This is a genomic window from Streptomyces sp. NPDC059371 (assembly GCF_042751995.1).
GTDB lineage: Bacteria > Actinomycetota > Actinomycetes > Streptomycetales > Streptomycetaceae > Streptomyces.
The window spans coordinates 149,554-163,731 of the sequence record NZ_JBHYXD010000001.1 but is presented as its reverse complement, the minus strand read 5'-3'; the positions used below and the strand labels follow the sequence as shown (position 1 = coordinate 163,731).

At 71.2% G+C, this 14,178-nt stretch carries 15 protein-coding genes; 8 read left to right on the top strand and 7 right to left on the bottom strand.

Going from position 1 to position 14,178, the window contains the following annotated elements; all coding sequences use genetic code 11:
* Window positions 1-65 precede the first annotated feature (65 nt).
* The 4 genes from ACFXGX_RS00770 (at window position 66) to ACFXGX_RS00755 (ending at window position 3,251) form a co-directional block, all read left to right on the top strand.
* Window positions 66-227 carry a hypothetical protein gene (locus ACFXGX_RS00770; protein WP_384783208.1) on the top strand — a complete coding sequence of 54 codons (162 nt, stop codon included), beginning with the start codon at window positions 66-68 and terminating at the stop codon, window positions 225-227.
* Between the two features lie 283 nt (window positions 228-510).
* Entirely contained in the window at window positions 511-882 is a 372-nt protein-coding gene (locus tag ACFXGX_RS00765) for a phage minor capsid protein (RefSeq protein ID WP_384783205.1), read from the top strand.
* A gap of 40 nt (window positions 883-922) precedes the next feature.
* Entirely contained in the window at window positions 923-2,089 is a 1,167-nt protein-coding gene (locus ACFXGX_RS00760) for an MFS transporter (RefSeq protein WP_384783202.1), read from the top strand.
* A gap of 397 nt (window positions 2,090-2,486) precedes the next feature.
* Window positions 2,487-3,251: a maleylpyruvate isomerase family mycothiol-dependent enzyme gene (locus ACFXGX_RS00755; protein ID WP_384783199.1), complete on the top strand. Its 765-nt coding sequence runs from the start codon at window positions 2,487-2,489 to the stop codon at window positions 3,249-3,251.
* 63 nt (window positions 3,252-3,314) lie between these two features.
* On the opposite strand, the gene ACFXGX_RS00750 is transcribed toward ACFXGX_RS00755, so the two are convergent.
* Window positions 3,315-3,728, bottom strand: coding sequence for a MarR family winged helix-turn-helix transcriptional regulator (locus ACFXGX_RS00750; RefSeq protein WP_384783196.1), 414 nt, complete (start codon window positions 3,726-3,728; stop codon window positions 3,315-3,317).
* Window positions 3,729-3,813: 85 nt separating this feature from the next.
* Between ACFXGX_RS00750 and ACFXGX_RS00745 the strand changes: the two genes are divergently transcribed.
* Both ACFXGX_RS00745 and ACFXGX_RS00740 read left to right on the top strand, forming a co-directional pair.
* Entirely contained in the window at window positions 3,814-5,337 is a 1,524-nt protein-coding gene (locus tag ACFXGX_RS00745; protein WP_384783192.1) for an MFS transporter, read from the top strand.
* 66 nt (window positions 5,338-5,403) lie between these two features.
* Complete coding sequence (locus ACFXGX_RS00740; protein WP_384783189.1) at window positions 5,404-5,751, top strand: DUF6332 family protein; 348 nt, start codon at window positions 5,404-5,406, stop codon at window positions 5,749-5,751.
* Here the strand turns inward: ACFXGX_RS00740 and ACFXGX_RS00735 are convergent.
* The 3 genes from ACFXGX_RS00735 to ACFXGX_RS00725 all read right to left on the bottom strand — a co-directional run bounded on the left by ACFXGX_RS00735 (window position 5,712) and on the right by ACFXGX_RS00725 (window position 8,457).
* Window positions 5,712-6,377: a response regulator gene (locus ACFXGX_RS00735; protein WP_384783186.1), complete on the bottom strand. Its 666-nt coding sequence runs from the start codon at window positions 6,375-6,377 to the stop codon at window positions 5,712-5,714. The genes ACFXGX_RS00740 and ACFXGX_RS00735 overlap by 40 nt on opposite strands.
* The gene (locus ACFXGX_RS00730) at window positions 6,374-7,612 is read right to left on the bottom strand and encodes a sensor histidine kinase (RefSeq protein WP_384783183.1); all 1,239 of its coding nucleotides are present in this window, start codon (window positions 7,610-7,612) and stop codon (window positions 6,374-6,376) included. Before ACFXGX_RS00730 ends, ACFXGX_RS00735 begins: the two co-directional genes overlap by 4 nt.
* Window positions 7,613-7,728: 116 nt before the next feature.
* A complete protein-coding gene (locus tag ACFXGX_RS00725; RefSeq protein ID WP_384783180.1) occupies window positions 7,729-8,457 on the bottom strand; it encodes a TetR/AcrR family transcriptional regulator in 729 nt (242 codons plus the stop codon).
* Window positions 8,458-8,690: 233 nt separating this feature from the next.
* On the opposite strand from ACFXGX_RS00725, the gene ACFXGX_RS00720 reads away from it, so the two are divergent.
* Complete coding sequence (locus tag ACFXGX_RS00720) at window positions 8,691-9,140, top strand: nitroreductase family deazaflavin-dependent oxidoreductase (RefSeq protein ID WP_384783177.1); 450 nt, start codon at window positions 8,691-8,693, stop codon at window positions 9,138-9,140.
* 241 nt (window positions 9,141-9,381) lie between these two features.
* On the opposite strand, the gene ACFXGX_RS00715 is transcribed toward ACFXGX_RS00720, so the two are convergent.
* Complete coding sequence (locus ACFXGX_RS00715) at window positions 9,382-10,638, bottom strand: geranylgeranyl reductase family protein (RefSeq protein WP_384783174.1); 1,257 nt, start codon at window positions 10,636-10,638, stop codon at window positions 9,382-9,384.
* Between the two features lie 176 nt (window positions 10,639-10,814).
* On the opposite strand from ACFXGX_RS00715, the gene ACFXGX_RS00710 reads away from it, so the two are divergent.
* Window positions 10,815-12,170 (top strand): dipeptidase, encoded by a 1,356-nt coding sequence (locus ACFXGX_RS00710; protein ID WP_384783171.1) that lies wholly within the window; start codon window positions 10,815-10,817, stop codon window positions 12,168-12,170.
* A gap of 253 nt (window positions 12,171-12,423) precedes the next feature.
* On the opposite strand, the gene ACFXGX_RS00705 is transcribed toward ACFXGX_RS00710, so the two are convergent.
* Together ACFXGX_RS00705 and ACFXGX_RS00700 are read right to left on the bottom strand one after the other, a co-directional pair.
* The gene (locus ACFXGX_RS00705) at window positions 12,424-13,464 is read right to left on the bottom strand and encodes an NUDIX domain-containing protein (RefSeq protein WP_384783352.1); all 1,041 of its coding nucleotides are present in this window, start codon (window positions 13,462-13,464) and stop codon (window positions 12,424-12,426) included.
* Window positions 13,465-13,593: 129 nt separating this feature from the next.
* Complete coding sequence (locus ACFXGX_RS00700) at window positions 13,594-13,791, bottom strand: hypothetical protein (RefSeq protein WP_384783168.1); 198 nt, start codon at window positions 13,789-13,791, stop codon at window positions 13,594-13,596.
* Window positions 13,792-14,178 lie beyond the last annotated feature (387 nt).

Genomic DNA, 14,178 nt, shown 5'->3' with positions numbered 1-14,178 from the left:
TGCGAACGCTTGGGCCCTGCTGCGAACATCTCCCGCAGCGGGGCCCGCTGCGTCATCCTGAGCCCATGCCAACCTCGATCCGGGCCACCGGCGAAGACAAAGACATGACCTTCGACGAGCTCGCGCAGTTCGTCGAGGACGCGCGGAGGGCTGGCGTACCTGGTGACCAGAACGTCCGGGAGGAGCTGTCATACAGCGGGAAATCAAACAGGTTGAGATCTCCCTGACTGAGGGCCCTGACTGACACCATTGGTGGGCGCGATCACGCTCCCTGCGCGGCCGGACTCCCTTCCCCGGGCCTGGGAAATCGAGACGCTTCCATACCCGGAAGCTTGGCCGCCCTCGCGTTCCAGCCCACCTGGAAGAGATCAGCCCGCAAGGCGGCGATCTCCTCTACCAAGGCGTGCATCGCTGCGATCGTGATTGGGGTGGACTTGTAACCCAGGCTCCTCCGCAGCGGCTTCGAGGCCCTGGCCTGACTCGGCCTGCATAAACAACGAGTGGACCGGCGTGGAAACGCGCAGGCAGGCCATCCAGACCGCCGTCCAGCGGCTCACCGACCGCGGAATCACCAGCTTCGTGGACCGGTCCGGCCGGGCCTGGTCCATGCCGAGCTACGCGGAGATGGCGACCCGGACCGCAGTCGGCCGGGCGCAGGCCCTGCGCCGGCACCACTTCCTTGACCGCGCGGAACATGCTGTCGTCCGGCAGCGATGTTCCCCGGCCTCGACCGGGACTCGACGAGCGCCCGCCCGAGCTGTGCTCGACGAGCACCCCAGCCGGGTTCCACCCGGCCTCCACCAGCGCATTCGTACAATCGCGGCCCCTCCCATCCCGGCCCGCCGCTCCCCTTGCCCCGAGCGTGGCAGCCGTCTAACGTGAGTTTGTGCCGCTAATAAACAAAACCGTTCCGCACAGTGCCGTGCCGGATCGTTCCCTCACCCGACTCCGTGTCACCCTCACCGCCTTCTTCGCCCTGGACGGCTTCGTCTTCGCCGGGTGGGTCGTCCGTATCCCCGCCATCAAGCACCAGACCGGCGCCTCAGCCGGCGCTCTCGGCCTCGCCCTTCTCGGCGTCTCCGCCGGAGCCGTGATCACCATGATGCTGACGGGACGCCTGTGCCGGCGGTTCGGCAGTCACCCGGTGACCGTCGCCTGCGCGGTGCTGCTGTCCTTGAGCATCGTCCTGCCCCCGCTCGCCCACTCGGTACCGCTTCTCGGACTGTTCCTGCTGATCTTCGGCGTGGGCTACGGCGGCATCAACGTCGCCATGAACAGCGCGGCCGTCGATCTCGTGGCCGCGCTACGACGCCCCGTGATGCCCAGTTTCCACGCGGCCTACAGTCTGGGCGGCATGCTCGGAGCTGCTCTCGGCGGGCTGGTCGCCGGGTATCTGTCACCGACCCGCCATCTGCTCGGCATCGCCGTCATCGGCCTGCTCGTGACCGGCGTCGCGGGACGCGCGCTGCTCCGCGAGGACGTCCCGGTGTCACCGGACCGGCCACGGGGTGACGCGCCCGAGCGGCGACGCCGTCTCGACTCCCGCACCCGCGGCCTGGTGGTGGTCTTCGGGCTGATCGCCCTGTGCACCTCGTACGGTGAGGGCGCCCTCGCGGACTGGGGTGCCCTCCATCTCCAGCAGGACCTCGACACCCGCCCGGGGACCGCCGCCGTCGGTTACTCCTGCTTCGCCCTCGCCATGACGGTCGGCCGGCTGAGCGGGACGGCACTCCTCGAACGGCTGGGCCGGACCCGCACGTTGGTCATGGGCGGCACGACGGCCTCGCTCGGCATGCTGCTCGGCTCCCTCGCGCCTTCCGTCTGGGCCGCGTTCCTCGGCTTCGCCGTCACCGGGCTCGGCCTCGCCAACGTCTTCCCCGTGGCGGTCGACCGGGCCGGCGCGCTCGCCGGAGCCAACGGCGTCGCGGTCGCCTCCACACTCGGGTACGGGGGTCTGCTGATCGGGCCGCCCGTGATCGGGTTCATGGCCGACGGGTACTCCCTGCCGACGGCGCTCACCAGCGTGGCGGCACTGGCGGCCGTGGCCGCCCTGATCGGATTCGCGACACGCCGCGCCGCCGTGGGCTGACGGGGACGGCTGGAGGGCGCCGGGCCGACGGGGGCGGGGACGCGCCGCGCCCTCGTGGGCCGGCGGGGCGGGCAGGCACCGCATCGCCATAGGCCACACGGAGGCGGGCAGGCACCGCACCGCCATGGGCCCACGGAGGCAGGCAGGCACCGCATCGCCATAGGCCACACGGAGGCGGGCAGGCACCGCACCGCCATGGGCCCACGGAGGCGGGCAGGCACCGCATCGCCATAGGCCACACGGAGGCGGGCAGGCACCGCACCGCCATGGGCCCACGGAGGCGGGCAGGCACCGTCAGGGTCGAGATCCCGTTCCGGCACGCTGAAGTCGCCTCCCCTCCCCCGCACTTCGGCCCCGCCCTCCGCGCGAGGCGCCCACGTCCGGCACACTTCTCGGCATGGAGATTCGGGAGTTCGTGGAAACCCTGGACCGGGAGGGCCGGTCGCTGGCCACCGCCGCGGAGAAGGCGGGCGTCGACGCCGAGGTCGCGACCTGCCCCGGCTGGCAGGTCAGGGATCTGGTGCGGCACACGGGCATGGTCCACCGCTGGGCCACCGGGTTCGTCGCCGAGGGGCACACCTCGTACCACCCCGACGGCGGTCTGCCGGAGCTGGACCACGACGAGTTGCTGACCTGGTTCCGCGACGGGCACCGCCGGCTCGTTGACACCCTGGCCGACGCCTCGCCGGACGTGCGGTGCTGGAGCTTCCTGCCGGCACCCTCACCCCTGGCCTTCTGGGCACGCCGTCAGGCGCACGAGACCACCGTGCACCGGGTCGACGCCGAGTCGGCGCTCGGCGGAGAACCCACCGCCGTCCAGCCGGACTTCGCGCTCGACGGGATCGACGAGTTGCTGCGCGGATTCCACGGCCGGGACAGGAGCAGGGTCCGCACCGAGGAACCCCGTGTGCTGCGCGTGTGTGCCACGGACCGCACGGACGCCGTGTGGACCGTACGCCTTTCGCCCGAACCGCCGTTCGCCGAGCGTGGCGGTCACCCGCACCCCGGCACCGACCAGAACGCGGACGTGGACTGCGAGTTGGCGGGACCGGCCGCGGGTCTCTACCTGGCCCTGTGGAACCGCGCCCCGTTCCCGACCGTGACGGGCGACGCCTCACTCGCCACGCTGTGGCGGGAGAGGTCCGCCGTCAGCTGGAGCTGAGGGCCACTTCCGCCGACCCGGGCCTCCGGGTCCGGGCGGCGGACCGCGAACCGGGCAGCCCGGTCACTCCCCGCACACCGCCGGGTCGCCCGCCAGCATCCGGGCCAGGACCGCACGCTGCAACGGCAGTACCTCACCGTGCAGTTCGCGCCCCTTGGGAGTGACGCACACACGCACGCCCCGGCGGTCCTCGGCGCACATTCCCCGCGTCACGAGGCCGTCCTTCTCCAGGCGTCCGATCAGCCGGGACAGGGCGCTCTGACTGAGGTGGACGCGCTCGGAGATCTCCTGCACGCGGAAGCTGGGGCCGCCGTCCGCCGCGGTGCCCGTCGTCAGCAGGTCGAGGACCTCGAAGTCGCTGGCTCCCAGACCGTGCGGATGCAGCTCCCGGTCGAGTTCGCAAAGGGTGCGGGCGTGCACCGTCAGGATGCCGCGCCACTGGTCCACGAGCCCTTGCTCGGCATTCTCGGCAGCCATGCACGCACCGTAGCAAAAAATCAACTTTGTTGCGCCGTAATTAAATGCGCTTGCATTGAATGCATGTGCATGTACTGTCGGCGGTATGACCTCTCCGCTCACCCACCCCGTGCCGGGACGCTGGACTCCCCGGCTGTGGGGCACCCTGCTCGTGCTCTGCGCCGCGATGTTCCTGGACGCGCTGGACGTGTCGATGGTCGGCGTGGCGCTGCCGTCCATCGGCTCCGAACTCGACCTCTCCACCTCGACGCTCCAATGGGTCGTCAGCGGCTACATCCTGGGTTACGGCGGACTGCTGCTCCTCGGCGGACGCACCGCCGACCTGCTGGGCCGCCGCCAGGTCTTCCTCGTGGCCCTCGCCGTCTTCGCGCTCGCCTCGCTGCTCGGCGGTCTCGTCGACTCGGGCCCGCTGCTGATCGCCAGCCGTTTCATCAAGGGTCTGAGCGCCGCGTTCACCGCGCCCGCGGGCCTGTCGATCATCACCACGACGTTCGCCGAGGGTCCGCTGCGCAATCGCGCGCTCTCGATCTACACCACCTGCGCGGCCACCGGATTCTCCATGGGCCTGGTCCTGTCGGGGCTGCTCACCGAGGCGAGCTGGCGGCTGACCATGCTGCTTCCCGCCCCCATCGCCGTCGCCGCCCTGTTCGCGGGCCTGAAGCTCATCCCGCGCAGCGGACGCGAGAAGGGCCACGGGGGTTACGACATCCCGGGCGCCGTCATCGGCACCGCCTCGATGCTGCTGCTCGTCTTCTCCGTCGTCCAGGCGCCCGAAGCCGGCTGGGGATCGGCCCGGACCTTGCTGTCCTTCCTCGCCGTCGCCGTGCTGCTCACCGTCTTCGTCGGCGTCGAGCGGCGCAGCCCGAGCCCGCTGATCCGGCTCGGCGTGCTGCGCTCCGGCAGCCAAGTCCGTGCCCAGCTCGGCGCGATGGCGTTCTTCGGCTCGTACGTCGGCTTCCAGTTCCTCGTCACGCTGTACATGCAGTCGCTGCTCGGCTGGTCGGCCCTGCACACCGCGCTCGCCTTCCTGCCGGCCGGCGCGCTGGTCGCCCTGTCCTCCACGAAGGTGGGGGCCGTCGTCGACCGGTTCGGCACACCCCGGCTCATCGCGGCGGGCTTCGCCCTGATGGTCGCCGGGTACGCGCTCTTCCTTCGCGTCGACCTCGACCCCGTCTACGCGACGCTCATCCTGCCCACCATGCTGCTGATCGGCGCCGCCTGCGCCCTCGTCTTCCCGTCCCTCAACATCCAGGCGACCAACGGCGTCGACGACCACGAGCAGGGCATGGTCTCGGGCCTGCTCAACACCTCCGTGCAGGTAGGCGGCGCGATCTTCCTCGCGATCGTCACGGCCGTCGTCACCGCGAGCTCCTCCGCGGGGTCCTCGCCCCAGGACGTCCTCGACAGCTACCGCACCGGCCTGATGGTGGTGACCGGCATCGCCCTGGCAGGCCTGCTGATCACCCTGCCCGGCCTGCGCGCAAGGCGACAGCCCGAGTCCCTCGTCGTCACCCGGTCCGACCAGCCCGACCAGCCCGACCAGCCCGACCAGTCCGGCCGGACGGTGGCGGAGCCGGAGCCGGAACGGGTCACCGTCCACGACCGGTGAACACGCCCGACACGCGCGCCCGCCGGGGCTCTTGCTCCGCCGGGCGCGCGGCTGTTGACTCGGCCCATGAACAACAACGGGGACATCGCGGGCAGTTGCCGCAGCGATACGGACATGACGCGGGTGCCGCGCACCCATGCGCGGCATCAGGCACGGCGCGACGCCGTGACCGTCGAGATCGGATACGCCCTGGCCAGCGCGGCGTTCGTCGCGGCGGTCGCCTTCGGGGTCGTGACCGGTCCCGCTCTCTTCCTGGACCTGTCGTCCGCCACGGTGCACGCGCTCATCACCGTGGGCGGCACCCTGGCCGCCGCCCTCTTCGTGCTACGGGTGGCCACCGTGCTGTTCCGCTTCCACCGGGAAGCCGCCGTTCCTCAGCCCAGCCACCCCGGTCGTACCAGCCCCGACTCGTAGGCGAGTACGACCAGTTGGGCGCGGTCGCGGGCGCCGAGTTTCACCATCGTCCGGCTGACGTGGGTCTTGGCCGTGAGCGGGCTGACGACCAGACGGCGGGCGATCTCCTCGTTCGAGAGGCCGATGCCGACCAGCGCCATCACCTCCCGTTCCCGCTCGGTGAGTCCGGCCAGCGTCGCGACCGACTCGGGCTCCTTCGAGCGCGCCGCGAACTCGGAGATCAGCCGGCGCGTCACCCCGGGCGAGAGCAGGGCGTCGCCCTCGACCACCGCCCGTACCGCGCGCAGCAGTTCATCGGGTTCGGTGTCCTTGACCAGGAAGCCGGAAGCACCGGAGCGGATGGCCTCGAAGACGTACTCGTCCAGCTCGAACGTGGTGAGCATGACCACCTTCACGTCGCCGAGCGCCCCGTCGCCGGTGATACGGCGCGTGGCGGCGAGGCCGTCCAGCACCGGCATCCGGATGTCCATCAGGACGACGTCCGGAACCAGTTCACGGACCGCGCGCACCGCCTGCTCGCCGTCGGCGGCCTCCCCGGCCACCTCGATGTCCGGCTGGGCGTCGAGCAGCGCCTTGAAGCCGGCCCTGACCAATGACTGGTCGTCGGCGAGCAGTACGCGGATCACCGGTTCTCCTCCTTGACCTTCCACGGCAGTACGGCCAGCACCCGGAACCCTCCGTCGTCGCGCGGACCGGCCTCGATCGTGCCACCCAGCGCGGCCGCCCGCTCCCGCATGCCCGCGAGCCCGTTGCCGCTTCCCCCCGCGTCCGCACCGGTAGCCGGACCGTCGTCGTCGATCCGCAGCCGCAGCACGCCCCGCTCGTGATCGAACCGCACCCGGGCCCGGCGCGACCCCGAATGCCGTACGACATTGGTGAGCGCTTCCTGGACGATGCGGAACGCGGCGAGGTCGGTGCCGGGCGCGGGCGCCGGTACCTCACCCTCGACCTCGACGGTGAGACCGGCGCGCGCCGCCTGCTCGACCAGTTCGGGCAGCCGGTCGAGCCCGGGAGCGGGCGCGCGCGGCGCCTCCCCAGGCGCTCGCAGGGTGTCGAGCACCTGCCGGACCTCGCCGAGCGCCTCCTTGCTGGCCGCCTTGATGGTGGTGAGCGCCGTACGCGCCTGTTCGGGATCGGAGTCGAGGAGCGCGAGGCCCACGCCCGCCTGGACGTTGATCACCGAGATGCTGTGCGCCAGCACGTCGTGCAGTTCGCGGGCGATCCGCAGCCGTTCCTCGTCGGCGCGACGCCGGGCCGACTGCGAGCGCTCGGCCCGTTCGCGGCTCCACTGCTCGCGGCGCACCCGCACCAGCTCCGCCAGGGCCACCACCGCCACGACCCAGGTGGCGATGCCGATCTCCTGCATCCAGGACGGAGAGTGGTCGCCCGTCGGGGGCAGCCGGCGATACAGCCAGTGGGCGACCAGAAGATGCCCCGCCCAGAGCAGGCCGACCGCCGTCCAGGCCGCTCTGCGGTGCCCTGCGACCACGGCGCTGAAGCAGGCCACCGCCACGGGGAGGAAGACCGGCCCGTAGGGATATCCGGCGGCCACGTAGACCAGGGCCACCGCGGCCGTGCCGAACACGACGACAACGGGATGGCGCTGGCGCCAGAGCAACAAGCCCGAACCCACCAGAAGAAGCGCCCGGGAGAAGGGGTCCAGAGCGAGCCGGTCACCGTGCTGGGCATGGGCGGCGAAGTGGGAACCGATCAACACGAAAGCGGTCAGCAGCAGCGTGGAACGCCACGGCCATCGCGCGCGGCGCCCCTCGTCGTCCCGTCGGTCCCACCCGGGCGGCCCGTGCCACCAGCGTGACGAACCGCCCCACGTCGGCGCCGCGGGTGTGTGCTGCTCTTCCATGGCCGTCACGCTAGACGGCCGACCGCGACGCAGGCGTCCGCCGGGCGAGGTGATCACCCGTACTCCCCACGGAGTACGAGACGGTCGAGGCCCGGCCTGCGCCAAAGGAAGCCCGGCTACGCCGGTGGCGGCCCGGCGGCGGTCTCGCCCGCCTCCGGATACACCAGCCCCACGTCATGCGCGAGCCGCCCCACCGCATGCCGGAAGAACGGCTCCCGGTCCTCCACGACGCGGTTGAACTGGCCGAACAGCTCGAACCCGATCAGCCCGTAGAGCTGCGCCCACGAGGCGACCAGCGCCACCACCACCTCGGGCGGCAGATCGGGCGCGAGATCGGCGGCCATCCGCCGCGCCTCTGTCTTCAGTCCGTCGGACAGCGGCGTACGGGCCACGCCCTTGCCCCGGTACGCGTCCCTGACGACTCCGATCAGGAGCAGGCCGACGCGGGAGGCGGACGGAACGGTCTCCTGCGGCGCGACGTACCCGGGGACCGGCGAGCCGTAGATGAGCGCGTACTCGTGCGGATGCTCCTGCGCCCAGCGCCGCGCCGCCGTGCACACGGTGATCCAGCGTTCGCGGGGGCCGGCGGCGGCCACCTCGGCATGGGCCGACTCGGCCGCCTCGCCGAGGGAGTCGTAGGCGTCGATGATGAGCGCGGTCAACAGGTCGTCCCGGCTGGGGAAATACCGGTAGAGGGCGGAGGAGACCATCCCCAGTTCGCGGGCGACGGCCCGCAACGAGAGCTTCGAGGCGCCCTCGGCGGCGAGCTGTCTGCGCGCCTCGTCCTTGATGGCCGCCGTGACCTCGATCCTGGCTCGGGCACGTGCCCCTCGCGCGGTACTCATACGGTGCAGTGTCCCACGTTTTCAGAGCAGTGCACACAAACGAGAGCGGCGATCCGAAAATGGATCGATGCTCTGTCTAGCGATCACCTGTCACAAAAGAGATCGGCGCACAAAAACGAGAGCACCGCTCTTGCATTGGATCACCGATCCGATGCAGACTCTTCTCAAGCGAGAGCGGTGCTCACAAAACAGATCGGCGCTCTCATCAACCCGCCCCTCCCCGAGAGGTCACCGTGTCCACTCACGTCCAGAAGCCCGGCTGGTTCACCGTCAACGTCCTCAACCGTGCCGTGGCCTGGATCACCAAGCGCGGCCTCAGCCTCCGCGGCTCGCGCGTCCTGGCCGTCCGGGGCCGCAAGAGCGGTGAGTGGCGGACGACCCCGGTCAATCCGCTCACCCTGGGCGGTGAGCAGTACCTCGTCGCGCCCCGCGGTCATGTCCAGTGGACGCACAACATGCGGGCGGCCGGCGGGGGCGAGCTGCGCCTCGGCAAGAAGGTGGAGACCTTCACCGCGGTGGAGGTGTCCGACGACGACAAGGCGTCGATCCTGCGCGCGTACCTCAAGCGCTGGAAGGCCGAGGTCGGCGTGTTCTTCGGCGGCGTGGGCCCCGACTCGTCCGACGAGGAGCTGCGGCGCATCGCTCCCGACCACCCGGTCTTCCGGATCACCGTCAACAACTGACGCCGGTTGCGTCGTCTCCTGAACCCCGGGCGTGTCCGACGATTCCGCACGTCGCCTCCTGCCCCCTGAACCTGTCCGACTGAACCTGTCCGGCGATTCCCGTCCGCCCCCGGCAGTCTTCCGGTGACGACGGGAACCGTCGGCATTTCTGGTTCCGGTCTCCCGCGTCCAGTCCCCTGCTTCTGGTCCCTCGTGCCTCTGATCCCTCGTGCCTCTGGTCCCTGCTTCCAGTCCCCCGCTTCTAGTCCTCCGCGCCTTCCGCCACCTGGGGCCGGCGGTCGAGGGTAGTCAGTGCGCGCCCGACCATCGGGTGGGTCCGGATGATCTCCCCGAGCGTCGTGGAGCCGCGGGTGATTCCGGTGAAGGCCTTCCACACCGGGCGCAGACCGGTGAGCCCCGCGTGGAACATGCCGGGGCGACGCTCGAAGGCGCCGAGCAGGCGCTTGCCGACGCTCATCTCGACACCGAGCCCGGCCTTGATCGCGAAGGCGTAGTTCAGTGCCTGCCGTCGGGCGTCCACCGCGTCGTGCGCCTCGGCGATCCGTACGGCCCACTCGCCCGCGAGGCGCCCGGAGCGCAGGGCGAACGAGATGCCCTCACGGGTCCAGGGTTCGAGCACTCCCGCCGCGTCACCGCAGACGAGCACCCGGCCGCGCGACAGCGGCGAGTCTTCGGCCCGGCAGCGCGTCAAGTGGCCCGAGGAGATCGACGGTTCGAAGCCGGCGAGGCCGAGCCGGGCGATGAAGTCCTCCAAGTACCGCTTGGTGGCGGCGCCTTCGCCGCGCGCGGAGATCACGCCGACGGTGAGCGTGTCGCCCTTGGGGAAGACCCATCCGTAACTGCCGGGCATGGGGCCCCAGTCGATCAGGACGCGACCCCGCCAGTCCTCGGCGACCGTCTCCGGCACCGGGATCTCGGCCTCCAGGCCGAGATCGACCTGGTCGAGCTTCACACCGACGTGGGCTCCTATCCGGCTGGCACTGCCGTCGGCACCGACGACCGCACGCGCCAGAACCGTCTCTCCGCCCTGGAGAACCACGGCCACGGTGCGCCGGTCCGGCACCGCCGAACCGTGCTGCTCGACGCGCGAGACCGTGGCACCCGTGCGCAGTTCGGCGCCGGCCTTCTGCGCGAACTCGACGAGCTGCTGGTCGAACTCCGGACGGTTGATGAGCCCGAACAGCATGTGCCGGGACCGCCGCGTGCGGGCGAACTTGCCGTCCATCGAGAAGGTGACCGCGTGCACCCGGTCCCTGAACGGCAGTTCGAAGCCCGGTGGCAGCGCGTCGCGCGAGGGGCCGATGATGCCGCCCCCGCATGTCTTGTAGCGGGGCAGTTCGGCCTTCTCCAACAGCAGGACGCTACGTCCCGCGACCGCTGCCGCGTAGGCGGCCGAGGCACCCGCCGGCCCTCCACCGACGACCACGACGTCCCATACCTGCTGTTCGTCGTCCGCCGCACGCCGCTCGTCGTCCGCCGAAGAGTTCTCGCTGCTCACGTTGGTCTACTGCTCCCAGTCCAGCCGTCTGCCGCACCTGTCCCCCGCATCCTACGGCGGGCGTCACCGCGGGCCGCTGTGGGAGGATCTGCCACGGATGCGTCCTGTACACCAGTCCGCATCATTCGATCATCTGTACACAGAAGTACAACGTCGCACCTACAAGGAGCGTGCCCATGTCGTCGAATCCGGTCGCCGAGACCGTCGCCTCGCTCATGCCCCGGGCCAAGGCGGAACTCACCGAGCTGGTGGCTTTCAAGTCGGTGGCGGACTTCGACCAGTATCCGAGGAGCGAGAGCGAGGGCGCCGCCAACTGGATCGCGGACGCGCTGCGCTCCGAGGGTTTCCAGGACGTGGCACTGCTCGACACCCCGGACGGCACGCAGTCGGTGTACGGCTACCTGCCGGGCCCCGAGGGCGCGAAGACGGTCCTGCTGTACGCGCACTACGACGTGCAGCCGCCGCTGGACGAAGCGGCCTGGACGACGCCTCCGTTCGAGCTGGTGGAGCGCGACGGCCGCTGGTACGGACGGGGCAGCGCCGACTGCAAGGGCGGTGTCGTCATGCATCTGCTGGCGCTGCGTGCCCTGAAGGCGAACGGCGGCGTGCCGGTGCACGTCAAGGTCATCGTCGAGGGTTCCGAGGAGCAGGGCACCGGCGGTCTCGAACGGTACGCCGAGGCGCACCCGGAGCTGCTGACCGCCGACACCATCGTCATCGGCGACGCCGGCAACTTCCGTGCGGGCCTGCCGACGGTCACCGCGACCCTGCGCGGCATGACCCTCGTACGGGTGCAGGTGGACACCCTCGAAGGGAACCTGCACTCCGGTCAGTTCGGCGGTGCGGCGCCCGACGCGCTGGCGGCGCTGATCCGCGTCCTCGACTCGCTGCGGGCGAAGGACGGCTCGACGACCGTGGACGGCCTGGCGGGCGAGTCCGCGTGGGACGGGCTGCAGTACGAGGAGCAGGCGTTCCGTGAGGACGCGAAGGTGCTCGACGGGGTGGAACTCATCGGCTCCGGCACGGTCGCGGACCGGGTCTGGGCGCGTCCGGCCGTCACGGTGCTCGGGATCGACTGCCCGCCGGTCGTCGGCGCGACGCCGTCGGTGCAGGCGGGTGCCCGTGCGCTGATCAGCCTGCGGGTGCCGCCGGGCGTCGACGCGGTCGAGGCGACGAAGCTGCTGGAGGCGCACATCGAGGCGCACACGCCGTGGGGGGCGCGGGTGAGCACCGAGCGCATCGGTCAGGGCCAGGCGTTCCGCGCCGACACCTCCAGCCCCGCGTACGCATCGATGGCCGAGGCCATGGCGGTCGCCTACCCGGGCCAGGAGATGCAGTCGGCGGGCATGGGCGGCTCGATCCCGCTGTGCAACACGCTGGCCTCGCTGTACCCCGACACCGAGATCCTGCTCATCGGCCTGAGCGAGCCGGAGGCGCAGATCCACGCGGTGAACGAGAGCGTCTCGCCGGACGAGCTGGAGCGGCTGTCGGTCGCGGAGGCGCTGTTCCTGCGGAACTACGCGGCGAACTGATTGTCCCCGGACGCGGCGAACTGGTCGTCCCCGGACGCGGCAAGGGCCCTCGCCGACAGGCGCGGGCCCTTGCCATGCCCGGCCGTTCGCCCCTTGGGAAACCCTGGCGTCGTCAGGCCCCTGCGCCCGGCGGCGGCCCCTCCGGCGGCGGCAAGAGCGCCGAACCACGGGGATCCTTACGGAGCGACCGACGGAACGACCGCCGGAGTGGGCGCCGGAGTGGGCGCCGGAGTGGGCGCCGGAGTGGGCGATATCAGCCCAGTGGCACTCCGGCCTCCAGGTACAGCGCCGCGCCGCGCTCGCGGGCTCGCAGGGCCCAGCGGAGTCGCTCGTAGCGCACGGACGGCAGCAGGTCGGCCGCCTCCTGCTCGGTGACGAAGCGCCAGCCGCGCAGTTCCGGTCCCGGCAGCAGAAGCCCTCCTACGGCCTGTTCGTCGAGGCGGCCGCCGTCGAAGAGGAGCCGCAGACCGCCGTAGCCGGGCGGTGCGGGGGACTCCCAGTCGACGACGAGCAGCGAGGGCACCTCGTCGAGGGTGATCCCGGTCTCCTCGGTGACCTCACGCATACCGGCGCGGGCGGGGGCCTCACCGGCCTCGACGACCCCGCCGGGGAACTCCCATCCCGCCTTGTACGTCGGGTCGACGAGCAGGACCCGGTCGTTCTCGTCGAAGAGGAGCACTCCGGCGGCGACCGTCTCCGCGGTGGGTTCGGGAGTCTGCACGATGTCGCACACGGGTGCCTCGCCGGTGCGTACGGCTTCGGCGACGCGCAGGGCGGAGTCGTACGGGGTGAGCGCGCTGGTGTCGACGGGGTGGGCGTCGGCCGTGAGCCAGGGGAGCGCGGCGCGGTAGGGCTCGATGTGGTCGTAGGACCACTGACGGACGCGCATCTCGCCGTCGGGGAGGTCCGGTGGTACCTCCCGCCCGGCTATTCGCTCGCGCAGGATCGTTTCCGCCGGAGCGAGGAGCACATGGTGCACGGGAATCCGGCGCGCGGCGAGCCCGCCGAAGATCTCGTCGCGGTACTCCTGCCGCAGCAGGGTCATGGGGACGACGAGGACGCCGCCGAGCTCGGCGAGCAGGGCGGCCGCGGTGTCGACCACGAGCCGGCGCCAGATCGGCAGGTCCTGGAAGTCGCCGACCTCGGCGAGGTGCTTGGCCGGGAGCAACTGCGTGAGTGTGGCCCCGACGAGCTCGGGGTCGAAGAGCGTGCTGTTCGGGATCAGCTCGATCAGTTCCCGTGCGGTGCTGGTCTTTCCCGCACCGAACGCACCGTTGATCCAGACGATCACGATTCCCCCTCTTCTGTGGCCCCCTGAGGCTTGCCCGCTCCACCCTGCCACGGAAACCAGCCGCTGATGAGGGCGTCGACAAGGCGACGCCGGTGCCCCCGTGGCGGGGACACCGGCGCGGCGCGGGGGCCTTCAGCCGTTCTGGCCGCCCAGGGCGCCCTCGTCGACCGCCAGGCTGTCGGCGCCGACGGTGTGGTCCAGCGAGCTGAGCGTGTCGTTGGCGTTCAGGTCGCTCAGGTTGTCCCCGCTCAGGGCGTGGGACGGGGTGAGCGCCGCGACGACGAACCCGGTGGCGAGGGAGGCGATGGCGAGCATGCTGCGCTTCTTCATGCCCGGTTCAACTACACAGGCCGGACGGAGTCACGGGTGGCGGCACCTTCATTCGGACACCCCGATCCGGCCGGGTGGATGAGGCGTGCCACCTGGTGCCCTGACGCCCTGCGCCGACACCCCGCCCGGTCCCTGGTGTCCGGCGCCCGACACCTCTGCACCCGCGCCCGAGGGAGCCGGAGTAAGCCCCCCGGGGGTTCCGCCCAGAACTCGCTCCCCGAACGCCGGAAGGGCTGAATCTTGCCTCGCGCCGAGAGGCGGTCCGGAGGAGCTGAAACCTCCACCCGCAGCCGGAATCCGGCGCAAGGGGACGTGCCGGTACATCGATGCCCGTCGCCACCGACGCCCACCCCGCACCCCACCGCGACGGGCTGATTCACCGGCACG